Below are 25,321 nucleotides of genomic sequence, written 5' to 3' on the forward strand. Positions count from 1 at the left end.
ACATGCAGAGTAACTTATTAAAAGTTTTAGGAGTACTTGCTATAGTAGCAACGTTAGTTTGCTTTATTTTTGCAGCACTTGGTATGATAGGAGCAGTAAAAGTCGGTGATGGCTGCTACATGAGATATGCGTTGGACGGTAAAGGAGGAGCGGATTCAATAACCGGTACTATAACCCTTAATGCTAATGCTAATTATGTAAACACTTCTAAGATGTTGCCCGACGGCACGACTCGGCTTATTCCTGATCCTACTCGTTACGGTGAATGGCTAAATACTCAGGTGCTAGTAGAAAACGGCCAACCGGTGAATTTACAAGTGGTCGGTCAGATTAGTTTGTGTTTAGCTTATATACCGAAAGATAATTTACAACGTACAGGGGCTGGATCTAATTTAGACGATAACGGTCAAATGATCTCGATTCCTCGTATTAACGATGCAAATACTCCACCTATCTCTCTAATAATGGATGCAAAAAATAATGAATGGCGTAATATTGCCGAATTATACGCTAATGATAGAGTTTTAGTTTCCGTATCTCCTAATTTTGCCAATACGGATGCAACAGTTAAGGATACTTTTAAAGGTGCTGAAGTTACGCAAGATTGTTCAGAGAATAAAACTACTTATAATCCAATTTGTGGAAAATATTCTGTTTATTCAGGTGAGTATGTCAATGCTTGCGAGTTAAAAGAGAAGTATTGGAATTGTAAAGTCACATTGAGGTGCCTTAACTGGTTTGAGCAAGGAGGTTGCGACTGGGCAATATTCGGCTGTAATCCTAAGTGTGATAAGAAACGAGAATGTAAAGAGAAATGTATGGCTTGGGTTAATATAACTAGACCAGCACCAGAAAACTACCTAGATGATGGGAGTTTTACATTTTCGTGGTCTGACGACACAGGTAAATTATTTACCGACTATTCAGCCCTTCAATGTTCTAATAATGCTAATATTCCTCCAAATGGTCAATGTCCTGATAGTGTTAGCGATCGTAGTCCAAAAGATAAAGATTATATTGGAGGTGTAAATTGTACTTCGGGAATATGTAGCGATGGAGATTTTCAAAAGCATCGGAGATTTTGGTATACGGCAGACGGTAAAGGAGGCAAAGGACCAACTGGATTAATATATCAAATGAATGATGCGGGTTCTGTAAGTCAAGCTCTGCCTTCTAAGCTAGAATTTGCTAAATTTGTTGTAGATACAGATCAACCGTCTGACTATAAAGATAAAGACGGTAAATATTTATATAAAGTTATATATAATATACCTTTTAACAGTAATATTGAAAAAAGTTATTTACAATATAGGCTGTGGTCTCCTACCTCACAAGATAGTAGTAAGAATACGGGAGGATACGTTTTAAATATTAAACAGACTAAATGCTATAGAGAAAACGGTAATAGTTTTAACGATACTTTTGCTGATCGAGGACGAGTGCAATACATAATAGTAAAGCCTTCGGAAAACCCGAATACTAGCGGTAAAACCTATTCACCTCAAGGAATTAGCGTTGATAGTGAAGGTAAATATAGCTTTAACGCAAATGAGGCGGGTTATATATGGATGAAAATTCTAAATGATCCTGGTAATAATTTAAGGGACTATAAAGATAGTGAAGGTAGCTATAAAGTACATTTCTCAACATCCTTAAAAGTAGGAAGTTTTACTATTAAAGTAATGAATCCGTTACTTCAGTTATTTAAAACTAAAGTGCAAGGGGCTGCTACTTCTATTTTTAAAAATATGGTATGTTATAAAGCTAATGATAGCTCGTCCTGTACTAACTTTTTTACCTATATTAAAGCAATTTTAATTCTGTATGTGATGACTTACGGAGCAATGTTTTTGCTTGGTTTTGCTAAGATAAACCAAAAAGAGCTAGTAATTAGAATAGCAAAAATCGGGGTAGTTAGCGGACTTATGAACGGTAATACCTTTGAATTTTTTAATAACTATCTTTTTGATGCAATTACCAATTTTTCAGACTCAATTATTGCTAATATGAGTGGATATAGTTTGTTTACTTCTACTAATACTATTTCTAATCCTTTCATGTTTTTAGATGCAGTAATGAGTAAAATATTTTTTAGTCAAACCTTTATCGCTCAATTACTTGCACTTCTTGCTCTTGGGCTTAGCGGTATTATATATTTTATAATTACTTTTATTGCGGTTGGTATAGTAATTATTACGGCACTTAGAGCTGTTGCCGTTTATATTATGGCATTTATGGCAACTTGTATATTAATCGGTATAGCCCCTTTATTTATTAGTTTCTTATTATTTGATTTTACTAGGTATTTATTTGATAATTGGGTGAGGTTTACGATCCGCTATATGATAGAACCGGTAGTTATGATGGCAGGTATTATAGTGCTAACACAGCTATTTACCATTTATCTAGATTTTGTTTTAGGTTATAGCGTGTGTTGGAAATGTGCTTTACCGATAAAAATTCCGTTTATCGGTACTATTTTACCTGTTGCATTGCTGAATGTACCTATCTTCTGTATTAATTGGTTTGCCCCTTGGGGAATGGATTATATGTCGGGTATGATGGGAGTAAATATGCAAAATATCGTAGCTCTAGTTATTATTGCTTACGGTATGTACGGTTATGTCGAATTTTCAGGACGTATGGTAGTAAAATTAACTAGTGCTGTTGGGCCTTCGGCTACTGAAATTGGTGGTAAAATGTCTCATGATGCAGGACAAAAAGCATTAAGTCCAATAGGAATGGATGATAAAACAAGACAAGGTATTGCCGGCAGGGCGGAAGCACGATTAAAACAACGCAATAAGACATTAGATCAGGCTGAGAAAAATAGGAAAAATACGTCAAAAGAAGGGGGCGAGAAGACAAATGAAGAACCACCTAAACCTGAAACACCGAAATAGAGGGTGAATCGAAAATCGTCATTGCGAGGAAATTATGAAATAATTGACGAAGCAATCTCAGGAGTTATTTCATGAGATTGCCGCGCAGCCCCATACGGGGCTGCTCGCAATGACGGGTTTACTATTTAATACTATGGACAAGCCACGGTATGACGTGTTGGATAACAATTTAAAATTATGAAAATTCTTAAGAGTTTAGTTTTATTAGTTTTGTTTATGGCGATGCCAGCTAAAGCCGATGATGCTTTTTCATGGATGTCAACCAGTTTTAGTGGGTTAAAAAGCTTATTCGGTTGTTTAGAAGTGCCTGAATTTACAAGTTTTCAAGAGGGTAATATAGGAATTAGTTTATCTACAGCCGGAATTTGGCAATCAACAGGTAATACTGTTGCGAAAGGTAAATTGTTAAAAATAAATTGGTCTACTTCAGGTATTACTCCTGAACCTAGAAAATATCTAGTATTATATAGAATTGATCCAAGGTTTAGTACGCCGCAAGTTTTCATTAAAACTTATAATTATTCTAAATTACAATTTGAAGCTTTAGGATTTCCTCGTTTTGTTACGGACAATAACAGTGAAACACCGGGGGCTATACCGCCTGATAAAGACCTTGATGCACTTTCATTTACTAAAATGTCTGATTCTGTTAAATATTTTAACTATTCTAACGGTAATTCGAGAATTGAAGTTAAGGCCGGCGATGTAGTAAATATTAGTTTAGTTGGTAAAGATAATTTTTTTAGCCCTAATACTCCAAAACTTCCTAATACCGTAGATAATATTTTAACACAGGAACTTGATAACTCGATATTCGCTGCTGCTGCACTTTATACTCAAAGTAACCTTGGAAATTTTGATAATAGAATAATTTACTCTTCTGCAGAGCAGGTGTGTAATATGATAGATGAGGAAAGAAAAAGTGTATGTAGCGGCACGGGTACTGCTACAAAGTATAAAAATACCGATAATGGAGTAATAGTCGGTAAGCCTATGATAACGGGAGCGGTACAGTATTTCATGGGTTTAATTAATGCTTGTCCTGCTAATGCCAGTATAAATACTAGCCCTGCTTGCTATTACGATCAAGGTAGAGGGATGATAATTAAAGTAGGCGGGCAGGTTATTAAGGGACGAGATCAGAGTTTTGTAAATTCAGGCAACACTCAAAGTAGCTTTATATATTATCAAGCCACTAGCGGCGGTGCTATGGATTTTACTAGCGATTGGCAAGTTAGTAACATGTTTAGTAATTCAGTTTTAATGAGTGATTGGAGCCAAAATTTTTCAAATTATGCTAGTTTTGTAGATTATATCAATAAGAATGATTGGTCAGCTAATTTTTTATATTTTGGTCGTTATTCGATGATTGTTGAAATAGGTAATGGGGCAAATTCAATTAATCCTGGTGATCAACAAAATATAAAGTTAGAATATTTAATAACATCTGATGGTACGTTACCTGATCCATCTGTTCGTGGTACGCCGGTAGATTATAACTTTGCGGCTGATGCACCGCAAGATGGATATTTATGGTTAAGGGTGGTAAATCCTAATAGTAATATACAAGGGGTAGTTAGTGTAAATTATGCTAGTTATACCGGTACAACTTGGTTTTCTGATATAATATATAACGGTGCTATTAAACCTATTACCGATCAGTTTAGAACTTTTAGTCAAAACTTTTATATTAAGTTAGTTAAAAATTCTGCAGTGCAGAATTTAGCTAAAGCTGCATTAACCCTTTATATTACTATATTTGGGTTAATGTTCGTTGCAGGAGCATTAAAATTAACTGCCGTAGAAGTAATAACACGTATATGCAAAATAGCTATAGTAGCTTTTTTAATTAGAGAAGACAGTTGGAGCTTCTTTAATACATACTTCTTTAGTGCATTTACTGACGGTATTGATTTCTTTGTAACTAACGTAGTAGGTGCTACAAGCTCTAGATCTAATATTTTTGGTTTTATTGATCCTATATTTGATAAATATACTAACGGTAGGATTTGGGGATTACTATTTATTGAATTATTACAAATACATAATGGTTTAGCATTTATCGCTATTATAACCATTTATTCACTTATTACTTATTTTAGAGCTATTTTAGAAGTTATAATAGGTTATGTTATTGCATTCATAGGGGTAACTGTTATGATTTCATTGGCACCGTTTTTTATAATATTAATGTTATTTGAAAAAACTAAAAGTTTATTTGATAATTGGATATCGACATTGCTTAGCTATGTAGTGCAGCCGACAATATTATTGATTTTCTTTTTATTGATAGATCAGGTTTTATCTGAGCAGCTTTTAAAAGTGGTAGTGAGAGCCTGTTGGGATACTCTTATACCAATAAAAATAGGGCTTGATTTAACAAATCTTGGTATTCCGATTCATTTCTCTTTTACATTACCGTTCTTACCCGGAATACCTTTCTATGTACCGGATGTTCCGGAAATTAGTAGCTCGAATATTCTAACGAACAATGCTAATACTTTCTTAGTATTATTTACTACGGCTTTATTATTTTATTCATATTGCTTGATGTCATATGGTTTAGTAACTTTTGTAAATATAGTAGTTGGAATGCTTACAAATGTTACACCGGCACGAATATCAGGAAATTATCAAGAACGTTCTGATCCTGTGGGAGCCGTTATGCAGGATATAGATTCGGTAACAAAACCGGTTAAAAAGGCTGCAATGGCTCCGGCTAGAGTTTTCAAAGACAAGATAATTGATCAAAATTATAAAGCTAGAAAACCGGAAGAAGGTAGTGAATTTACAAATAAATTTCTTGCTGAGCGTAATGATATGAAGAAAGAGGAAGGAGAGAAGAAAGAATAATTGTAAATATTTTCACCGTCATTGCGAGGAAATTGCATAGCAATTGACGAAGCAATCTCAGGAATTTAGTACTGCTTCATGAGATTGCCACGCTCCCTATTATGGTCGCTCGCAATGACGTTGAAATTGAGACATATGGAAATAACACATAATAAATGAACAAAAATATTTTTATTACATTATTAATATCGCTATTGCTGCTTTCCGGTTGTACCGGCGATACTTGTATTGACCCTGATGATTTCGGTTTTATCAAATTCAATGTCTCTTCTAGATATGATCCAGAAGAAATTACTTCAAGACAGGAAGGTGATCAGGTAGCACCATGGCGTGATAGTGCTTATAAAGTAAACGGCTATCCTTTAACCGTTATGGTAAAACCGTGGAGTTATATACTTGGCGATAAAAATACTTCAGGTCAGTTATCTGCATGGTGTCCATGGTATGGTCAAAAAAATAACACAACTACTTTGGCTGCTTTTTGCGTTAAGCTACAACCGTGTACTTTTTGGGATAATGCTAGACTTGATATGTGTACTCCTAATCCCGCAAATCAAAATGATGCAATGATTAGTAATGCTCCATGTATAATGACAGACGGTGTTGGGCTTTATTTTCTTATTGCCGCTAAAAATACCGATCCCAATATTTCACCGGACTCACAGCGTAAACCGCAAGGTATAACTCAGCATTTAGGAGAGCTTACTTCGAGTGTAGGCTATGAATTTTATAGTGTTAGTAGTACAGGACAATTCTTGAAAGCCGGCGGTATAAATTATCAATATAAAGGTGAAGATAAGTCAAAATATGCTCAATCTCCTCTTTATTTTAAGATTATAGATAAATTTTATGATGATAATAGCGGGCAATATAGATTAGTAATAAAGTCCGGAGTTACTGATACTAGACCCGATCCGCTACAATTTTTAACGGATTTAATAAAAGGAGTATTATTTGGTAAGGATGGGATTATAAAGAAAACTTATCAACAAATAATTGATACGTCAGGTTATAGGATGAGTGTCTCGGCTATTTTAACTCTATATATAATGTTTACGGGCTTTTCCTTTTTAATAGGTAATATAAACCTTACTCATGTCGAACTTATAGTTAGAATATTAAAAGTTAGTATAGTCTCAATATTATTAAGTACGGATAAAGCTTGGACATTTTTTCATGATTATTTATTCGTATTTTTTATTGATGGGGTTCAGCAAATACTGCAAATAATTAATGAAGCTTCGGCTACCGGCCCCGGTTCTCAAAGTTTGCTTGGGTTACTTATTTCTCCTCAAACTTTATCTAAATTATTTTCTTTACTATTTGTTGATTGGCTTGGTTTTATATATATCATTCTATATTTAATAGCCTTATATTTTATTTTCTTTCTTATATTTAAAGCCACTATTATCTATCTAACCGCTCTTATAACTATCGGTATGATTATAATTATGGGACCGATATTTATTTGTTTCATGTTGTTTAATATAACTCGTTCGTTATTTGAGAATTGGTTAAGACAATTAATATCATATGCATTACAGCCTATAATTTTATTTGCTGGTATCGCTTTTATTTCAATGATCATCAGAACCGAAATATATTCAACGCTTGGTTTTGCGGTATGTAAACATGATTTTCCTAATTTAGGTCCGATAAATGAAATATTCGGTAGTTTCCTTGAGGATATAGATCCAAGCCTGGGTCATTCAATATTTTATTGGTGGTTCCCAGTACCGATGAAAGGCGGTATAAATAATTTCCACAAAGCAAATATATTAGTTCCTGAAGATCATATAATAGTAGATGATTCTTGTAAAAATGACCCTGATAAATGTAAGCATTGTGCTGCGTATGAGTGTATAGATGAACGCTATATTGAATTACCGTTTTTAGATTTAGTTAAAGATGCAAAAAGAATTAGTAATTTTATAAATGGGCAATTTGTCCAACTTGACGGGATATTACTAATTTTTGTGTCTATTTATTTGCTAAGTAAATTTAACGATACTGCTATATCGACGGCACAATTTATTGCCGGTACTTCAGGTAATTTAACAGACATACAAAAAGTTAATCAGCAATCTTATGAATCTGCAGCGAAACAAATGAATAGACCGCTAAATTATGTGGCTAAGACGGTAAGTGCACCTGTAACTAGCCGTGTAAGTGCAGGGAAAGAGCAAGCTCGTATGTTCTTTGCCGAGAAATTTGAAAATATGATGATGAGAAGGCTTGAAAAGCAAGCTCTCGGTTCTTCAGCAAATAAAACCGTACAAAATGAGGTTAAGAGAAAATACGGTATAGATTCTAAAGATGTAAAAATGAATGCTATTACGGATTATGAAAACGGTATTGCAGGATTATTAAAGAATTTACCTAAGGGGAATGAATTAAAAGCAAAAGAACTATCGCAAATGAAGTTTACTCAGCTTCGAGATAAAATTGCTGCAAATAAATATGGAGTGAAAGATTACGCCGCTTTAAGTAAAGAACAAAAAGCTGAGCTTGATAAGTCATTAAAAGATGCTAACTTACGTGAACTCGCTAGCGATGCAAACTTTACTAGAGATTATCAAGATGCTTATAAAAATGCTCACCAAGAAATGTCAGGGCGAGGTGTTGGTCTGTTCGGTAAGAATATAGGAGTGCTTAGAAGTTGGCAAGAGATAGAGCATCGTATTGATACAAAACGTAAATTAAAAGAAGAAAAGCGTGTAAGGTATAGGCGAAAAAATATATGCAGGTTATACAGGAATAAAAAGAGGAGCTTTAACTGCAATAGTCGGTAAAGATTTACGTGATGCTTATGAGGGTAATCTAACCAGTGCCGAATGGCATGATTTTGAATATAACGATCCAAGGCTTAGAACTTATAGCGAAAAATTAAAAGATGATGAAAAAGCACGAGAACACGAAGAGCTCCAAATGCATATTAATAAGGAAGCGCTAGCTGCTCAAGCAGATATCTTATCACCGGAATATCTAGCAAGACTAGAACAAGCAGGTAGACATAGTGATGTGGAATATTATCAAGAATTAGCTCATAGAAAGCTTATTCATGAGGTGCATGGTAGGTTATTTGAGGAAGGTGAACCGGTAATGATGGGCGACAGATTTATGCGTGAGAAAGCTACTGATTCTCAGATGCGAGATATGATAGATAACGCTCATAGAAAACATGCAGAATTTATAGATGGAGATCGATATATTCGTCGCCAAGAGCATTATGATATTATGCACGAGAAAGCCCAGGAAAATTTAGAGCAAACTTATAAAGAGCTTAAAGATCATTTCAAAAGAGATGATATCAAGATCGAAGAAATGCCGGCATTAATAGCACAAAAAGTTAAAGATACCGCCGAGGGAGCTGAAATAGACCAAAAGATTATGGAAGAGCTTAATAACTTTAATGCTAATGTTAAAAATTATGAATATAGTACTGAAGTATTAAATAAAATAGAGGATAGAAAGCAAGTCATTACCGATGAAATCAATGCTCAGATCGATCAGATTAATAAATATAGAGAAAATGCCAAAATGCAAACCTATGTAAAGCCTATAGTAAACGAGGGTAGAAAGCTAAGAAAATTAGAAGATCATTTAAGAAATATGAAGTAGAATAACTAATAGTTGTTTTTTAAACAATTATAGTATATAGAATATGTAAAAACAAAAATATTTATGAACGATCAAACTAAAAATGGTTCTGAAGAACTCAAGTATTTATCATCAGATAAAAGTTTAAAACCGCAAAAAAAGTTGGGACGAAATATTTACAGAACTAAGCTCAAATCCTACTAATGATTTTTTTCTGAAGGAAGAGAAGATTCTCCACCGCAAGAACGAAATTGGAAATTATTTAAATGATTAATATATAGCTCTTATGTCATTCCTGCGAAAGCAGGAATCCAGAAAAATAACTTCAATATTGATACAGAAGTTACATATGATAAAATAAGCATATAAAAAACAAGTTTTTTTTATGCTTTACTGGATTCTCGTTTCCGCGGGAATGACATTAAGGGTATTTTCCGAACTACGCAATAATGCCTACACGGAATTCGAATATACACTGTTGCGTTAATAGCACTTAAGCAATGCCCGCTAAAAACAATAATTAGTTTTCCCTTTATTAATTAACTTATATACTATCTAATTAAGTTAGTGATTAATTTATTAAGGGGTTTATGAAGAAGCAATATATAATAAACGAGACTTTTTGAGATGCCATTCTAGCTAAGAAATTAGGCACTACTTATACTCCTCCAAAAGAAATCAACGATCCTGACTTTGATGAAGCAGCAAAGCATTTCATCGATCTATTACTTAGAGCCGATGGCTTTAAGCATGTTAAAACTGCAGTAATTCATCCGATCGATACAGAATCATTACTCGGTGCAGTTAGAGCAGCACAATTTAATGTAATAAAACCGGTCTTGATTGGTCCGCAACATAAAATTGAATCAGTAGCAAAAGTTAATAATGTCGATCTTGAGGATTATCAAGTAATTAATGTTGAGTATAGCCACGAAGCAGTAAAAAAAGCCGTAGAGCTTGCGAAGAAAAGAGAAGTTGCAGCTATTATGAAAGGGTCGCTTCATACTGATGAGCTTATGTCTGCGGTAGTTCATAAGGAGAATGGACTACGTACCGAACGTCGTATAAGCCATGCTTTCTTAATGGCAGTTGCTACCTTTCCAAAACCGTTCATTATTACCGATGCTGCTATTACTTATTCGTCCTACTCTAGAAGATAAGCGTGATATAGTGCAGAATGCTATTGATTTAATGCATATGATCAAAGAAGACAAGCAGGTTAGAGTTGCGGTATTATCGGCAGTTGAGACGGTAACTTCTGCAATCCCTACAACCCTTGATACTGCTGCTTTATCGAAAATGGCAGATAGAGGGCAAATTACGAATGCTATAGTTGACGGACCGCTTGCGTTTGATAATGCTATCTCTTTATTTGCTGCAGAAGCAAAAGGCATTAGCTCTTCAGTTTCATGAAATGCCGATATATTAGTAGTACCTGATCTTGAATCAGGCAATATGCTTGCAAAGCAGCTAAAATATTTGGGTCAAGCGGTTATGGCGGGTATCCGTTCTTGGAGCCCGTGTGCCTATTATTTTAACAAGTAGAGCCGATCCTATGGATATGCGTGTTATTTCCTATGTACTTGCTTCATTTATTTATAATCACACTAAGGCGAAGCTACATATCCAAGCAGGTAAATAATGAAAAATGTTATTTTAATAGCTAATGCCGGCTCATCTAGTTTAAAAATTTCTATTTTTGAAATTCAGAATAAAAAAGTTAAGGATAAAATATTATTTCATATAAATAGAAAACAGGCATCTGCTACCGACATTAAAGATGATGCTATTGAAATGATGATTGATCTTTTTGAAGATTGGTGGAAAAAACAAGAAAATCTCAAGTGAATTGCAACCGGTCACCGTATTGTCTATGGCGGGAAAAATTTTAATAAATCGGTTATTGTTAATGAAAAAGTGAGTGAAGATTTAAGAGCATTAATACCTCTAAGCCTCTTGCATCAACCTTATAATTTGCAGGTACTGGATTTATTTCTTCAAAAATATAAAGAAATCTCACATATAGCTTGTTTTGATACGTCGCTTCATTTTACCAATCCTCCTATTACAAAAGCTTTCGGTTTACCGAAAAAATATTATGATAAAGGGATAATTCGGTACGGTTTTCATGGGTTATCATATAAATATGTTAGCAGCCATTTTAAAGAAATGACAAAGGAAGATTTACCTACAAAGACTATTATAGCTCATTTAGGAAGCGGTAGTAGTCTATGTGCTATTAAAAACAGTCTTAGTCTAACAAGTTCCATGGGTTTTAGCGTACTTGACGTTGTTATGATGGGTACAAGGACAGGTAACCTTGATCTTGGAGTAGTGTTATATCTTATCGATCATGAGCAAATGACTACGAAAGAGGTAACCGAGTTACTATATAAGAGAAATCAGGATTACTCGGTATGTCCGGTGAAAGCTCCGATATGCGTACTTTGCTTGCCAGTAACTCACCTGATGCTAAATTTGCTATAGATTTATTTGTGTATTGCATTGTACTTGAAATAGGTAAGCTCACTGCTGCACTTGAGGGAGTTGATTGTCTAATTTTTACTGCTGGTGTTGGACAAAATTCCGCTGTAATACGAGAAATGATTACTGAAAAACTTTTATGGCTAGGCATTAAAATAGATGATGCAAAAAACCAAAAAAATGAGCATCTAATAAGTGCTGAAAGCAGTAAGGTTAAAGTTTTCGCTATGCCGACAAACGAAGAGCTAATCATCACTGAGGAAGTGATGAAGTTTTTATAACACAAATTGGTTAATTTTTAATTACTTATACCTCTATTTTTCTTTATTAACTTTTTTTGAAATAAAATATATGCAACTATAGATATATTTTTAACTTAAATAAGGATATTAAAAATAATAAGATAAATCCATATAATGATGCAATGAAGAAAAATTCTAGAGTGGGTTTATGCAGAGGCAAGTTATAGCTAAAAACGCAGCAGCAGGTTATAAGACAGCATTAAAAATAGAGCAGCAAGCAAAAGAAGCAGGTATTAGTTTAGATAAAGATGCTATGAGACGCTTAGAGAAAATAACAATTCGTTATATAGAAGCTGCTAAGAAAGCAGAATTTCAAAAATTTCAAAGTGATCAAGCTCATAAAACGCGTCAACAAAAAGCTGAAGCATTTAGGAGTGGTACTACAACAGCTGCTGCTAAAAAACAAAGAAAAGAAGATTATAGGACAGGTGGGTGGGGTAAATAATTAAATTATAATTTTATTGCGTTAATTGGTACTGTCTACTATTTTAAACGTATGTCTATACTTCATGCCACAATCTTAACCGTTTTTCCTGAAATGTTTCCTGGGACTCTAGGACATTCTTTAGCAGGACAAGCACTAAATAAAAATATTTGGTCATATGACGTTATTAATATTCGAGATTTCGGTTTAACTAAGCATAAAAATATTGATGATGAGGCTTATGGCGGTGGTAACGGGCTTATAATGCGTCCTGATGTTCTAGGTAGTAGCATAGATCACGCTCTTGCTTTAAATCCTAATGCTGAAATGTACTATCCTTCACCTCGCGGTATAGTCTTTACCCAAAGCTTTGCTAAAGAGATGTTGAAAAATAAAAACCTCATATTCTTATGTGGACGTTACGAAGGGATTGACGAACGTGTAATTGAAGAGTATAATGTTAAAGAAATTAGTGTAGGCGACTACATTTTATCCGGCGGAGAAATACCTACCCTCACCATTCTCGATTGCTTAATTAGACTATTGCCAGGTGTTTTAATGAATCAAAATACCTTATCTTCCGAGTCTTTTGAAGAAGACGGGGAATTTAAGGGCGGGCTTGAATGCGGACTATATACAAGACCTGAAATTTGGCGTGATCGAGCTGTACCGAGTGTTTTGTTATCCGGTAACCACAGGCTAATTAATGAATGGAAAAAAGAGCAATCACATATGATTACTAAATTACGCCGTCCGGAGTTACTTAAAGATTTATAGATTTATAGAGTTAAGGAGTTAAAAAAATGAATATTATTGACCACTTTGAACAGGAAAATATTTCAAAGCGTACTGCAAATACAAAAATTCCTGAGTTTGAAGCCGGCGATACAGTTAAGGTGACTGTTAAAATTATTGATAGATCGATTGAGAAAGACGGTAAGGAAAAATTAACGGAAAGATTTCAAGCTTATGAAGGTGTAGTTATCGCAAAAAGAAATCGCGGTATCACTTCATCTTTCTTAGTACGTAAAATTAGCCACGGTGAAGGAGTCGAAAGACGCTTTATGACTTACTCGCCGATAGTACACTCTATTGATGTAGTAAAATACGGAGTAGTGCGTCGTGCTAAACTTTATTATTTAAGAAATAGAAGTGGTAAGTCGGCTAGAATTAAAGAGAGACATATCCCTATTGCTAAAACTAAGGCAGCAAAAGCTTAAATATATTTGTATCTCTTATGTCATTCCTGCGAAAGAGTGCGTTGTGCTACGTGAATACTAAATACGTCATTGCGAGCAAGCCGTAGGCTGCGTGGCAATCTCATGAAATAATAACAAACTCCTGAGATTGCTTCGTCAATTACTTCGTAATTTCCTCGCAATGACGTATGCCTCAAATCCCTAAAGTATCTCTATAAAGCTCAAGCATAGCGTCCTGCTCGGCAAGTTTATCTTTATCCAATTTCTTTAGTTTCAATATAGATTTCATAGCTTTAACATCAAATCCATGTGAAGAAGCATCTTGGAAGATATCTTTTACTTCTTGAGATAAATCAGCTTTTTCTTGTTCTAATCTTTCTATTTTGCTTATATATTGCTCTAATTGTTCTTTTACTACTACTTCTGACATAAAAAATCATTTAACCTTTTTGAATTTACTATATAATACAAATATAATCCTTATTCAACAAAATATATAATAATGCAAATTTATCCTTTAAGACTTTTACCTAATAAAATCGATTTTGATTTTATGAATTTTAAAAAAGTTAGCTACACTTTCTCAATTATTTTATCACTCATTAGCTTTATTTGGATCGGTATATATAAATTTAATTTCGGTATTGATTTTGCCGGCGGTATAGTTATTGAAGTAAGGCTTGATCAAGCTCCTGATTTGCCAAAAATGCGTGGGGTTCTAGGCAAGCTTGGAATAGGTGAGGTGGTCTTACAGAATTTCGGTAGTGAGCGTGATTTATCGATTAGATTCGGTAGTAGTAGCGAAGAAAATCTCATGAAAAATATTGAGTTAATTAAAGCATCTTTGCAAAGTAATTTTCCGTATAAGTTTGAATATCGTAAGGTAGATTTTGTCGGTCCGCAAGTCGGTAGGCAGCTAATAGAAGCGGGGGCTATGGCAATGCTATTCTCTTTCTTAGCGATTATGGTTTATATTTGGGTGCGTTTTGAGTGGTATTTCGGTCTTGGTATACTTATCGCCTTAGTGCATGACGTAATACTCGCTCTTGGGTTTATGAGTATGACAAAGCTTGATTTTAACTTAAGTACTATTGCTGCAGTGTTAACTATTATAGGTTATTCCGTTAATGATTCGGTAGTAATATATGATAGGATTAGAGAAAATTTACGTAAATATCATAAAAAAAATATCACGGAAATTATAAATTTAAGTATTAATGAGACTTTATCAAGAACTATTTTAACTGTCATTACCACGCTACTTGCCAATTTAGCCCTTATTCTTTTTGGCGGTGAGGCAATCCGTAGTTTTAGCGTACTTGTATTTTTTGGGATAATAGCCGGTACTTATTCCTCAATTTTTATCTCTGCTCCGATACTTACAATGTTTGTTAATAGGAAGTTTAATAAAAAAGTAATAGAAAGGTAAAGAATCGTCATTGCGAGTGGCCGTAGGCTGCGTGACAATCTCAGGATTTTGGCACGAGATTGCTTCGTCAAAATTTTCAATTTTTCCTCGCAATGACGTTTTTAAGCCATAACGAGAATAGTTTATGCTAAAAGAAGAAGACAAAATTTTTACTAACCTGCATGGGCAGCAAAGCCATGATTTGAAATCTAGCAAGAAGCGAGGTGATTGGGAGAATACCAAAGCTTTGCTTGATAAAGGTAGAGATTTCATCGTTGAAGAGGTTAAGAAATCAGGGCTTAGAGGGCGAGGAGGTGCCGGATTTTCTACCGGTATGAAATGGTCATTTATGCCTAAAAATTCAGAGAAGCCTTGCTATTTAGTAGTAAATGCCGACGAGTCTGAGCCTGGCACTTGTAAGGATCGTGATATATTAAGGTTTGAGCCGCACAAATTAATAGAAGGTTGCTTGCTTGCAAGCTTTGCTATAGGAGCGAATAATTGTTATATCTATATTAGAGGTGAGTTTTATAATGAAGCCTCTAATATTCAGCGTGCCTTAGATGAAGCCTATAAAGAAGGGTTAATAGGAAAGAATGCTTGCGATTCGGGCTTTGATTGTAATATTTATTTACATCGTGGGGCGGGTGCTTATATTTGTGGCGAAGAAACGGCATTGCTTGAAAGCTTAGAGGGCAAAAAAGGTATGCCTCGTTTAAAGCCGCCTTTTCCTGCCGGCTTTGGGTTATATGGCTGCCCGACTACTATAAATAATGTTGAGTCTATCGCAGTAGTGCCAACCATTTTAAGACGAGGAGCTAGCTGGTTTGCCGGTATAGGTAAACCTAACAATACGGGAACTAAGATTTTCTGCATATCAGGGCATGTTAACAAGCCTTGTAATGTTGAAGAAGCAATGGGAATTTCGTTAAAAGAATTGATTGAGAAATATGCGGGCGGTGTTCGTGGTGGATGGGATAATCTTAAAGCCATAATCCCGGGCGGTTCTTCCGTGCCTTTACTTCCTAAGTTATTATGTGAAGTGGAGATGGATTTTGATAGTTTAAGAACCGCAGGTTCCGGACTTGGTACAGGCGGTATTATAGTTATGGATAAATCTACCGATATTATTTATGCAATAGCAAGGCTTAGTAAATTTTACATGCATGAATCTTGCGGGCAATGTACTCCTTGCCGTGAGGGTACGGGCTGGATGTGGCGAGTTATGATGCGGCTAGTTAAAGGTAATGCCAAAAAATCTGAGATAGACGAACTCCTTAACGTTACGAAAGAAATAGAGGGGCATACTATCTGTGCTTTAGGTGATGCGGCAGCTTGGCCGATTCAAGGGCTGATACGCCATTTTAGAAGTGAGATTGAGGCGAGGATAAAGAGTTATAGCGTGGTTTGACTTTATCGTCATTGCGAGGAGATATTGCCCGCGTGTGGATACTAAGCCGTCATTGCGAGCGACTGAAAGGAGCAAGGAGCGTGGCAATCTCATGCAATAATAACAAACTCCTGAGATTGCTTCGTCAATTACTTTGTAATTTCCTCGCAATGACGATTCCAATTTATAAATAATTAAGAAATTATGCAAACAGATAATACAAAATCAAACACTAATAAAACAGCTAAGCAAGAGTGGGGGTCTTTTGTTTTTGTAATATGTATCGCTTTACTTATTAGAATACTTATTATGGAGCCGTTTACCGTTCCGACCGGGTCTATGAAAGCAACCATACTTGAGAATGACTATATATTTTCTACGAAATATAGTTATGGTTATAGTAATTATTCTTTATCTTTTTTTGATTTTATTCCTCTTTTTAAAGGGCGAATATTTGCTCGTGAACCGGAGCGTGGCGATATTGTAGTTTTTCGTCCGCCTCACGATATGAGTGTTAGATATATAAAGCGTTTAATAGGGCTACCCGGCGATAAAATTCAATTGATTGATGACGTAATATATATTAACGACAAAAAAATAGAACGCACAGAAGTTGGAACTTATATAAGCGAAGAGGGAATAAAATATTTAAAGTTTAAAGAAACACTGCCAAACGGTAGAACATATTTTTCTTATAAGCTTGCTCCTATTTATGGTGTTATATATAATGATAGATACGGTAATACGGATGTTTTTTATGTACCTGAAGGGAAATATTTCTTTTTAGGGGATAATAGAGATCAGTCAAATGATAGTAGAGTAAATCTTGGATTTGTACCGTTTGAAAATTTTATTGCTAAAGCACAATTTATTTGGTTCTCAACAAAAATAACTTGGTGGGATAATGATATAGGAGTTATTAATCTAGTACTAAAGTTAAAGCCATGGATTGAATCTGTTAGGTTAAATCGAATTTTCAGAAATCTTTATAACACGGATGTGTAATGGAATCATTTGAGACGTTAGAAAAGCTACTTAGCTATAGTTTCAAAAATAAAGAGCTTTTAATAGAGGCGTTGAGTCACCCGTCTTTAAGGCAACATCACGAGTACAAGGATGATAAAGATTATGAACGATTAGAATTTCTAGGTGATGCCGTATTAAATTTAGTAATCACAGAAATTTTATTTAGAAATTTTGCAAATTATAATGAGGGGCATTTAGCTAAAATTAGATCATATTTGGTTTGCAAAGAAACAATATGCATGGTTGGAGCTAAACTTACTTTAAAAAATTATATAATTATGACTCATGGCGAAGAAGTAGCAGGTGGGCGTGATAATCTTAATAATATAGAAAATGCCACGGAAGCTTTAATTGCAGCTATATATCTTGATAGCAATATTGAAACAACCTATGATATTATCGAGAAGTTATGGGCAGAATTTATAAAAGTTCAGAATTTAACGGATTATGACCCAAAAACTGCTTTACAAGAATGGGCTCAAGCTAGTGATCATCACCTACCTATATATCGTCTGATAAAAAGAGAAGGAGCCTCCCATTCATCGACTTTTACGGTTCTTGTAAAAGTAAAAGATTATGAACAAACAGGCACTGGTCACGCAATAAAAGAAGCAGAGAAAAACGCAGCACGAAGCTTATTGCATAGACTTAAAAATGACTAATAGACATCTTGCCAAACCAGCTTATAGAGAGGAATTTAAAGGAGACACGGAAGCACTTGCCGCCGCAGCGTACACACTAGTACGCGAGGATGCGAGTACTGGATCGACGTCTAAATTACCTCTAGAAGTGAAGTTTGAGAAGATGTCTAATCAGAAAACGGTATCGGTTTGTATAATCGGGCGACCTAATAGCGGAAAATCAACTTTATTAAACAGAATAATCGGTGAGAAGCTTTCAATCGTTACCCCAAAAGTTCAAACTACTAGGTCAATTATTACCGGTATTATTACCTTAAAAGATACGCAGGTAATTTTATACGATACGCCTGGTATATTTGAGCCGAAAGGGAGCTTAGAGAAAGCAATGGTAAGATGTGCGTGGTCTAGTTTGCATAGTGCGGATTTAGTTCTGTTAATTATTGATAGTCTAAAGTCGTTTGATGATATAACGCATAATATTTTAGATAAGCTTCGCTCACTTAATATTGTTCCGATATTTTTATTGAACAAAATAGACATCGAATCAAAATATCTAAATGACATTAAAGCTTTTTTAACAGAAAATCATCCTGATAGCTTGCTTTTTCCTATATCTGCTTTATCAGGCAAAAATATTGATGGATTACTTGAATATATAACAAGTAAGGCCAAAATTTCTCCTTGGCTTTATGCAGAAGACGACATAACGGATTTACCTATGCGTTTTATTGCAGCAGAAATTACACGAGAGCAGTTATTTTTAAATTTGCAGAAAGAACTCCCTTATAAATTAACCGTACAAACCGAAAAATGGGAAGAGCTTAAAGACAAATCCGTAAAGATTAATCAAGTTATAGTAGTTTCAAGAGAGAGCTATAAAACTATAATACTCGGTAAAAACGGCTCTAAAATCAAAGAAATAGGAGCAAAATCCCGAATGCAAATGGAGAGGTTTTTTGGATTTCCTGTTCATTTATTTTTATTCGTTAAGGTGCGTGAGCTGTGGGAGAATAATCAAGCATTTTATCAGTATATGAAGATATAACGCTGTTACCCTGTGGCTTGACAGGCTTTGTTGGATGGTTTTTGATGTCATTCCCGCGAAAGCGGGAATGACACAAAAGCCATATAATAATGCCAATAAAAATAACATTAAATAATCATGATAATACTTGGGATTGATCCGGCACTTGGGAGTCTTGGATGGGCAGTAGTGGCAAAGGAGACCGCACAGTTGAAATATTTAGCTAGTGGTATTATTAAAACAAATAGTAAGGATGCAATTCATCATAGACTTGCTTTTATTAATAGTACATTAGAAAAAGTAATATTAGAATATCAACCAAATATGGCAGCGATTGAAGAAACATTTGTTAATACTAATAGCGTGACTTCTTTAAAGCTTGGATATGCTAGAGGGGCGATAATGTCGCTGATCGGTAGATATAATTTGGACATGCGAGAGTTTAAGCCAAATACGGTAAAAAAAACCGTAACAGGATATGGGCATGCAGAGAAAGACCAAATTTTGCATATGATAAAGCTTTTGCTGCCTGGCACTTTCTTAATTACCAATTCCGATGAAGCTGATGCCGTAGCGATTGCCTATACCTGCTTAGTTACAAAAAATTATTAAAATGAATCCAATAATAATATTAATTGCCCCGCAAATGGGTGCGAATATCGGTGCTACTGCAAGAGCAATGAAGAATTTTGGCTTAAATGAGCTTAGAATCGTAGCTCCAAGAGACGGTTGGCCTAATGAGCAAGCACGTAGTAATGCAGTCGGAGCGGTTAATATTATAGATCATGCAAAAATTTTTGATAGCCTAGAGGATAGCATTAAAGACCTCGAATATTTATATGCTACTACTTGCATTAAAAGGGCTATGAATAAAGATTATGTATTTTCACAAAATTTACCTTTAGATTATCCAAATTCTGAAAAAGTCGGGATAATGTTCGGGCGGGAAAATAATGGGCTTAGCAACGAAGAAATCGCATTTGCTAATAAGATTATCACTATTAATACAACCAAATTTAGCTCATTAAACATTGCTCAAGCGGTTATTATTATATGCTATGAGTTGTTTCGTAATTCTACGCCCAGAGAGGATGTACATAACATTCAAAAATTAGCTACTAAAGAAGAAATAGAGCATTTTTTAGTAAATTTATTCGGCAAACTCGATAAAGCCGGATTCTTCAAGGCTCCCGACAAAAAACCTGCTATGCAACAAAATATCACTAATATATTTACACGTATAAATAGTCTCTCTTCCCCTGAAGTCCAAACTCTGCAAGGTATTATTAAATCTTTAAATCAATGATATTTAGTAATTTCTTAAGTTCAGGAACGTAATTTCTTATTCGGTCATATATTTCATCGGCAAGCTTTTTATTGTAAGTATGAGGTGTCATATTACGATCAGTAAGCATATAAATCCATAAACTCTCATCATTTATAATACCGGCAACAAAAACTTCCTTTATCACTTCTTTAGGATAGTGAAGAACTGTGCCTTTTTGAGAAAAATATTCTTTTAAAAACTTCCAAGCGAGTTCAAAAGTAAATTCAAATCTTTGTATAGTGGCATCAATATAAGCCCTATCTGCTGTTGTCGGTTTTAAATAAATATCTTCAAGCGTCATAAAAGCTTTACGAAATTTTTCAAGTTTAAGGTTTATTTTTGACATATATAATTTTTTTCTCTTTTAATATATTTTTATAAAGCTCAGAGCGTATTTTAGTACTTTCAAACCTTACACAATCTATTTTTAAAAGCGTGTCGGCATTCTCTATAATAGACATAACTTCTAGCCATTCTTGATTTGTAATATTAGGGCAGATAATTGCAATATCAATATCGGAACGCTCATCGTTATCCCCTCTAGCACGAGAGCCAAAAAGCCATATTTCGTTGACAAACGGTAAAGATTTTAGCTTATTAATGAATATATATGATTGTATATCTTTATCCATATAATTACCAGCTTTTGATTAAAGATTTAATAATTTCAGCTACTCTTTCTGCTTCATTTAAGGGTTTGTAGCTATATTCTTCTAGAGCAATAGCTGACTTATCAAAAATTCTTGCTATCTTCTGTTCTACTAACTGCTTTATAAAAATCTTATGCTTTGAAGAATTAAAGTTTGGTGGGCAGAATATATAAAGAGGCTTGCCGCTTGAAGCTGCTTCACTGCACATTGAGATTGAGTCTGCCGTAGAGATTATATATTTTGCCTTGGAGAGCATAGCTATATAAGGATTATAGCCTGCGTCTTCGTTCGGGTCATAAATAATTGTGGAAGATAGCGTATTATTTTTAATAATTGATTTTACAGTGTGTGGTGTACGTCTACTAAAACTAATGAAAAAAGGTATTTTTTGATTAGTATATATTTTATTTAATAATGAAGCAAATAAAACTGCTTCATCTTCATGGAAATTAAATTTTTTATTATTCCCACCGATTATCACTGCAATAAACTGTTTAAGATTAGGATAATGTTTTTGGAGTTCCAAGTTCGCCGCGGCGAACTTTTCGGTTACGTTGTTGATAGCTCCGTTGATGGGGATGATGTTTTTAAAGTCGTCATTGCGAGGAAATACGAAGTATTGACGAAGCAGTCTAGTAAAAAAGCCCTGAGATTGCTTCAGCCACTTTGTAGCTTCGCAATGACGTTGGTCATGATAAGACAGAATAACAGCATCAAATGCATTGTAAGGAAGATTAGGCTGCATTATTTGTATTAACTTGATATCTTTAAATTTCTTTTTTAAATAAAATGCTAGTACTGCCGTTCGTCTTCCAGCGGTAATTATCATATCAGGCGGGGACTTATCCAAAAGATACTGCAATAGCTCACTTTTTATATGAATAGGATAATATTTTAGTAAAAAGTTCGGTAGCTTAGCTAAGCAATTATATTCAAGCTTAATTGTTGTATATTCTTCCGTTAATTTTTCAGCAAGTGCAATAGCCTGATGGGTGTTGCCTGTTCTATCATCTGCCAATATGTGTATTTTCATTGTAAATACTTCTCTAAAGGTAATGTTAATAAGTTTGTTAGAGGTAGTGATTTATCGCAAGCCTCGGCTATTTGCGGTGTGATCGGAATTTGAGCGATTAGTGGTATATTATATTTTTGCGATAAATGTCCGCCGCTATTATTTTTAAGCATATAGCTCATATTCTCAATTATTCCCAAAATAGGTAAATTTAGTTTTTGATATAAATCTATAGAACGTATTACGTCTATTTCTGATATTTTTTGTGGTGTAGTTACGATTATTACGCCGTCTAAATGATAATTTTCTAGTATACTTAAATGAATATCACCTGTCCCCGGCGGCATATCGATAATTAAATAATCTAAATTATCCCATTTTGTTACCGATAATAAATGATAAATAGTCTTACTCGCCATAGGACCACGCCAAATAATTGCCGAGTGGTCTTTAACGAAGAAGCCTATAGACATAATTTCGATGCTTTGAGCAAGTACCGGTATTATTCGCCCATCTTTCGTTTTCGGTACTTCGTTAATGCCGAATATATGCGGAATTGACGGACCATAAATATCCGCATCTACTATCCCGACTCGGTAATTTTCTAGACTTAACTGCTGAGCAATAAGAGCCGATATGGTAGATTTTCCGACTCCGCCTTTACCTGACGCTACTAAGATAATTTTTTTTACATTTTCTACAAAATATTTTGGTTTTTGAACTTTGTTCTCCATCGGTTTACTTTCGGTAAAAACAATTGTTATTTTATTTACTTCCGAAATCTCGTTAAGTTTATTAATTGCCTTAAGTCTAATTTCTTCGGCTTCTAACTTGTTTTTACCTGATATATCTATTGAGAAACCGATATTATTACCTTTAATTATAATATCCGATATAACTTCATTTAAAAAAGTACCGTCTTTAAAGGTAATATGCTGAATTTTATCTATAATTTGTCGTTGGTGTAAATTCGCCATAATTAAATTTCCTTTTTAAAGCTGTTGAAGCTCGTAACTTGACGTTATATACTATAATATATATAATTATCTCATCTTGAAAATAATATAAAACAACAAAGCAAATGCTTAATAAAAAATATATCTCAATTTTAAAAAAATCCCCATGGAGAGATTTTGATTCTGATAAAGAAGATAACATATTCACAAGACCGCGTAAAAATCAATTTAATTTTGATCAATTTCAATGCCCGTTTAATTTCAATGCTAAAACAATAATTTTAGCTGTTGTCGCAGTGGTTGCTTTATGGCTCGCTTCGGGTATTTATGAAATAAAAGAAGGCGAAGAAGCAGCGGTAATAAGATTTGGGCGTCTTGTGCGTAAGGGCTCCCCCGGGCTTAATTATCATTTACCGGCGCCTTTTGAAAAGATAATAGTTGAGAAAGTTAAACAATCACGCCGGATTGAGATTGGTTATCGTACAAATAGCTTTCTGCGTAGCGGTGGCGATAATACTAAAAATATTGCCGGTGAAAGTATAATGCTCACCGGTGATGAAAATATCGTTGCTTTAAATTGTGACGTAATGTGGCATATTAATAATCTTGAAGATTTTATTTTTAACGTACAAAGACCTGAAGAAACAGTAAAAGCAACAGTCGAGAGTGCCGTTAGGGAAGTCATAGGTAATACTCCTATTTCTTGGGTATTATCCGATCAAAAGCAGGAGATTACTTATAAAATAGAGAAATTAGCACAGAAGATATTGGATAGTTATAATGCCGGCGTTATGATTGAGAAAGTACAATTATTAAAAGCCGAGCCGCCTGCCGAAGTAATAGACGCTTATAGAGACGTGCAAACTTCAAAAGCAGATAAAGAAAAAGAAATAAATCAAGCTCAAGCCTATAATAATAAGATTTTGCCGGAAGCTAGAGGAGCGGCTGCAAAGATTATACAAGAAGCAGAAGGTTATAGAGAAGAAGTTATATCGAAAGCAGAAGGTGATAGCCAAAGATTTAATGCTATTTATAAACAATATGCTACAGGTAGGCAAGTAACTAGAGATAGATTATATTTAGAAGTAGTCGAAGAGATATTAGGCGGTTCAAATAAAACGATTATTAATAATGCACTACTGCCGCACATGGCTATTAAACCATAGGGATGCGATGTCATTCCCGCTTTCGCGGGAATGACATCGAGCGTGTTTTTCACGCTATACACGAATGACATCTAAACAACAAGGAATATTAAATGCAACACAAGATTTATTATATAATTTTTACAATTGTTTTTTGGCTGATGCTGATTTCTAGCTCCTTATTTTCAGTTGACCAACGCCAATCTGCAGTAGTATTCCAGTTTGGTGAGGCAGTTAGAACTATAGAAAATCCAGGACTGAATATTAAAATCCCGTTTATTCAAAATGTTGAATTTTTTGATAAGCGTCTTTTAGATGTTGAGGTTGAGGCAAAAGAATTAACGGCTGCTGACGGTAAACGAGTTATTGTTGATGCCTACGCCAAATTCCAAATTAATAATCCCGTAATGTTTTATAAAACGGTACATGATTATCAAGGTGTGAAAATTAGGCTGACTCGTAATCTTGAATCGTCAATGCGTAAGGTGATAGGTAAAATCTCGCTAAGTAGCCTTTTAAGTCAGGAACGTAGTAACGTAATGTTAAATATCTTAAATCAAGTGGACGGTGAAGCTAAAAGCTTCGGTATTGATGTTGTAGATGTTAGAATTTTAAGAGCAGACTTACCAAAAGAAAATAGTGCGGCTATTTATCGTCGTATGCAAACGGCACGTGAAAAAGAAGCAACCCAAATTAGAGCGGAAGGACAAGAAGAAAGCGTGCGTATTCGTTCAAAAGCAGATAAAGAAAGTAAAATAATACTTGCTAAAGCTTATCGAGATGCACAAATTATTAAAGGTGACGGCGATGAGAAAGCGGCAACAATATATAATTCTGCTTATTCAGTCGACCCGGAATTTTATAAATTTTATAGATCACTTTTAGTATATAAAAATTCTTTAAAGCAAGAGAATACTAATTTTGTAATTTCACCGGATGCTGAAGTTTTAAAATATCTAAATCTAACTAAGTAGTGT

Annotated in this window: 19 protein-coding genes and 3 pseudogenes; 17 read left to right on the forward strand and 5 right to left on the reverse strand. The window is 34.5% G+C overall.

Annotated elements, in window-relative coordinates:
* Nucleotides 1-2 precede the first annotated feature (2 nt).
* The 8 genes and pseudogenes from RMA_RS00820 (at nucleotide 3) to rplS (ending at nucleotide 13,786) form a co-directional block, all read left to right on the forward strand.
* Nucleotides 3-2,903, forward strand: coding sequence for a type IV secretion system protein (locus RMA_RS00820; protein WP_012152429.1), 2,901 nt, complete (start codon nucleotides 3-5; stop codon nucleotides 2,901-2,903).
* 177 nt (nucleotides 2,904-3,080) lie between these two features.
* Nucleotides 3,081-5,756 (forward strand): type IV secretion system protein, encoded by a 2,676-nt coding sequence (locus RMA_RS00825; RefSeq protein WP_041404489.1) that lies wholly within the window; start codon nucleotides 3,081-3,083, stop codon nucleotides 5,754-5,756.
* Nucleotides 5,757-5,911: 155 nt separating this feature from the next.
* A pseudogene (locus RMA_RS00830) lies at nucleotides 5,912-9,377 on the forward strand (type IV secretion system protein).
* Nucleotides 9,378-9,988: 611 nt separating this feature from the next.
* Nucleotides 9,989-10,998, forward strand: a pseudogene (locus RMA_RS00835) (phosphate acetyltransferase).
* Nucleotides 10,998-12,121 (forward strand): annotated as a pseudogene (locus tag RMA_RS00840) (acetate/propionate family kinase). Before RMA_RS00835 ends, RMA_RS00840 begins: the two co-directional pseudogenes overlap by 1 nt.
* 169 nt (nucleotides 12,122-12,290) lie before the next feature.
* On the forward strand, nucleotides 12,291-12,587 hold the full coding sequence (locus RMA_RS00845) for a hypothetical protein (protein WP_041404490.1): 297 nt from the start codon (nucleotides 12,291-12,293) through the stop codon (nucleotides 12,585-12,587).
* 51 nt (nucleotides 12,588-12,638) lie between these two features.
* Entirely contained in the window at nucleotides 12,639-13,343 is a 705-nt protein-coding gene (gene trmD / locus RMA_RS00850) for a tRNA (guanosine(37)-N1)-methyltransferase TrmD (protein ID WP_041404491.1), read from the forward strand.
* Nucleotides 13,344-13,369: 26 nt separating this feature from the next.
* Nucleotides 13,370-13,786 (forward strand): 50S ribosomal protein L19, encoded by a 417-nt coding sequence (rplS, locus tag RMA_RS00855; RefSeq protein ID WP_012152432.1) that lies wholly within the window; start codon nucleotides 13,370-13,372, stop codon nucleotides 13,784-13,786.
* Between the two features lie 172 nt (nucleotides 13,787-13,958).
* On the opposite strand, the gene RMA_RS00860 is transcribed toward rplS, so the two are convergent.
* The gene (locus RMA_RS00860) at nucleotides 13,959-14,195 is read right to left on the reverse strand and encodes a DUF2312 domain-containing protein (protein ID WP_004996682.1); all 237 of its coding nucleotides are present in this window, start codon (nucleotides 14,193-14,195) and stop codon (nucleotides 13,959-13,961) included.
* Between the two features lie 72 nt (nucleotides 14,196-14,267).
* On the opposite strand from RMA_RS00860, the gene secF reads away from it, so the two are divergent.
* From secF to RMA_RS00895, 7 genes are all read left to right on the forward strand, one after another.
* Complete coding sequence (gene secF, locus RMA_RS00865; protein ID WP_014013864.1) at nucleotides 14,268-15,194, forward strand: protein translocase subunit SecF; 927 nt, start codon at nucleotides 14,268-14,270, stop codon at nucleotides 15,192-15,194.
* A gap of 124 nt (nucleotides 15,195-15,318) precedes the next feature.
* Entirely contained in the window at nucleotides 15,319-16,584 is a 1,266-nt protein-coding gene (gene nuoF / locus RMA_RS00870; protein WP_012152434.1) for an NADH-quinone oxidoreductase subunit NuoF, read from the forward strand.
* Nucleotides 16,585-16,767: 183 nt separating this feature from the next.
* On the forward strand, nucleotides 16,768-17,568 hold the full coding sequence (gene lepB / locus RMA_RS00875) for a signal peptidase I (RefSeq protein ID WP_041404492.1): 801 nt from the start codon (nucleotides 16,768-16,770) through the stop codon (nucleotides 17,566-17,568).
* Nucleotides 17,568-18,251, forward strand: a complete 684-nt coding sequence (rnc, locus tag RMA_RS00880) for a ribonuclease III (RefSeq protein ID WP_012152436.1) — start codon at nucleotides 17,568-17,570, stop codon at nucleotides 18,249-18,251. The genes lepB and rnc overlap by 1 nt, the downstream gene beginning before the upstream one ends.
* Nucleotides 18,244-19,275: a GTPase Era gene (era, locus tag RMA_RS00885; protein WP_041404493.1), complete on the forward strand. Its 1,032-nt coding sequence runs from the start codon at nucleotides 18,244-18,246 to the stop codon at nucleotides 19,273-19,275. Before rnc ends, era begins: the two co-directional genes overlap by 8 nt.
* A gap of 117 nt (nucleotides 19,276-19,392) precedes the next feature.
* On the forward strand, nucleotides 19,393-19,866 hold the full coding sequence (gene ruvC / locus RMA_RS00890; RefSeq protein WP_041404494.1) for a crossover junction endodeoxyribonuclease RuvC: 474 nt from the start codon (nucleotides 19,393-19,395) through the stop codon (nucleotides 19,864-19,866).
* 1 nt (nucleotide 19,867) lies between these two features.
* Nucleotides 19,868-20,560: an RNA methyltransferase gene (locus tag RMA_RS00895; protein WP_041404495.1), complete on the forward strand. Its 693-nt coding sequence runs from the start codon at nucleotides 19,868-19,870 to the stop codon at nucleotides 20,558-20,560.
* On the opposite strand, the gene RMA_RS00900 is transcribed toward RMA_RS00895, so the two are convergent.
* The 4 genes from RMA_RS00900 to RMA_RS00915 are packed head-to-tail and all read right to left on the reverse strand — an operon-like array spanning nucleotide 20,541 to nucleotide 23,220.
* On the reverse strand, nucleotides 20,541-20,927 hold the full coding sequence (locus RMA_RS00900; protein WP_012152440.1) for a nucleotidyltransferase substrate binding protein: 387 nt from the start codon (nucleotides 20,925-20,927) through the stop codon (nucleotides 20,541-20,543). The genes RMA_RS00895 and RMA_RS00900 overlap by 20 nt on opposite strands.
* Nucleotides 20,908-21,213 carry a nucleotidyltransferase domain-containing protein gene (locus RMA_RS00905; RefSeq protein WP_012152441.1) on the reverse strand — a complete coding sequence of 102 codons (306 nt, stop codon included), beginning with the start codon at nucleotides 21,211-21,213 and terminating at the stop codon, nucleotides 20,908-20,910. Before RMA_RS00905 ends, RMA_RS00900 begins: the two co-directional genes overlap by 20 nt.
* Nucleotides 21,214-21,217: 4 nt before the next feature.
* Nucleotides 21,218-22,264, reverse strand: coding sequence for a mitochondrial fission ELM1 family protein (locus RMA_RS00910; RefSeq protein WP_041404496.1), 1,047 nt, complete (start codon nucleotides 22,262-22,264; stop codon nucleotides 21,218-21,220).
* A complete protein-coding gene (locus tag RMA_RS00915; RefSeq protein WP_041404497.1) occupies nucleotides 22,261-23,220 on the reverse strand; it encodes an Mrp/NBP35 family ATP-binding protein in 960 nt (319 codons plus the stop codon). The genes RMA_RS00910 and RMA_RS00915 overlap by 4 nt, the downstream gene beginning before the upstream one ends.
* Before the next feature lie 104 nt (nucleotides 23,221-23,324).
* On the opposite strand from RMA_RS00915, the gene hflK reads away from it, so the two are divergent.
* Together hflK and hflC are read left to right on the forward strand one after the other, a co-directional pair.
* Nucleotides 23,325-24,365, forward strand: coding sequence for an FtsH protease activity modulator HflK (gene hflK / locus RMA_RS00920; protein ID WP_012152444.1), 1,041 nt, complete (start codon nucleotides 23,325-23,327; stop codon nucleotides 24,363-24,365).
* 92 nt (nucleotides 24,366-24,457) lie between these two features.
* A complete protein-coding gene (gene hflC / locus RMA_RS00925; protein ID WP_012152445.1) occupies nucleotides 24,458-25,318 on the forward strand; it encodes a protease modulator HflC in 861 nt (286 codons plus the stop codon).
* The last annotated feature ends 3 nt before the right edge of the window (nucleotides 25,319-25,321 follow it).

It is taken from the genome of Rickettsia massiliae MTU5 (assembly GCF_000016625.1).
Lineage (GTDB): Bacteria > Pseudomonadota > Alphaproteobacteria > Rickettsiales > Rickettsiaceae > Rickettsia > Rickettsia rickettsii.

Excerpts from the sequence above, each read along its gene's own strand:
- RMA_RS00820 (WP_012152429.1), top strand. The coding sequence starts at position 3 with ATGCAGAGTAACTTATTAAAAGTTTTAGGAGTACTTGCTATAGTAGCA.
- RMA_RS00825 (WP_041404489.1), top strand. The coding sequence starts at position 3,081 with ATGAAAATTCTTAAGAGTTTAGTTTTATTAGTTTTGTTTATGGCGATG.
- RMA_RS00845 (WP_041404490.1), top strand. The coding sequence starts at position 12,291 with ATGCAGAGGCAAGTTATAGCTAAAAACGCAGCAGCAGGTTATAAGACA.
- trmD (WP_041404491.1), top strand. The coding sequence starts at position 12,639 with ATGTCTATACTTCATGCCACAATCTTAACCGTTTTTCCTGAAATGTTT.
- rplS (WP_012152432.1), top strand. The coding sequence starts at position 13,370 with ATGAATATTATTGACCACTTTGAACAGGAAAATATTTCAAAGCGTACT.
- RMA_RS00860 (WP_004996682.1), bottom strand. The coding sequence starts at position 14,195 with ATGTCAGAAGTAGTAGTAAAAGAACAATTAGAGCAATATATAAGCAAA.
- secF (WP_014013864.1), top strand. The coding sequence starts at position 14,268 with ATGCAAATTTATCCTTTAAGACTTTTACCTAATAAAATCGATTTTGAT.
- nuoF (WP_012152434.1), top strand. The coding sequence starts at position 15,319 with ATGCTAAAAGAAGAAGACAAAATTTTTACTAACCTGCATGGGCAGCAA.
- lepB (WP_041404492.1), top strand. The coding sequence starts at position 16,768 with ATGCAAACAGATAATACAAAATCAAACACTAATAAAACAGCTAAGCAA.
- rnc (WP_012152436.1), top strand. The coding sequence starts at position 17,568 with ATGGAATCATTTGAGACGTTAGAAAAGCTACTTAGCTATAGTTTCAAA.
- era (WP_041404493.1), top strand. The coding sequence starts at position 18,244 with ATGACTAATAGACATCTTGCCAAACCAGCTTATAGAGAGGAATTTAAA.
- ruvC (WP_041404494.1), top strand. The coding sequence starts at position 19,393 with ATGATAATACTTGGGATTGATCCGGCACTTGGGAGTCTTGGATGGGCA.
- RMA_RS00895 (WP_041404495.1), top strand. The coding sequence starts at position 19,868 with ATGAATCCAATAATAATATTAATTGCCCCGCAAATGGGTGCGAATATC.
- RMA_RS00900 (WP_012152440.1), bottom strand. The coding sequence starts at position 20,927 with ATGTCAAAAATAAACCTTAAACTTGAAAAATTTCGTAAAGCTTTTATG.
- RMA_RS00905 (WP_012152441.1), bottom strand. The coding sequence starts at position 21,213 with ATGGATAAAGATATACAATCATATATATTCATTAATAAGCTAAAATCT.
- RMA_RS00910 (WP_041404496.1), bottom strand. The coding sequence starts at position 22,264 with ATGAAAATACACATATTGGCAGATGATAGAACAGGCAACACCCATCAG.
- RMA_RS00915 (WP_041404497.1), bottom strand. The coding sequence starts at position 23,220 with ATGGCGAATTTACACCAACGACAAATTATAGATAAAATTCAGCATATT.
- hflK (WP_012152444.1), top strand. The coding sequence starts at position 23,325 with ATGCTTAATAAAAAATATATCTCAATTTTAAAAAAATCCCCATGGAGA.
- hflC (WP_012152445.1), top strand. The coding sequence starts at position 24,458 with ATGCAACACAAGATTTATTATATAATTTTTACAATTGTTTTTTGGCTG.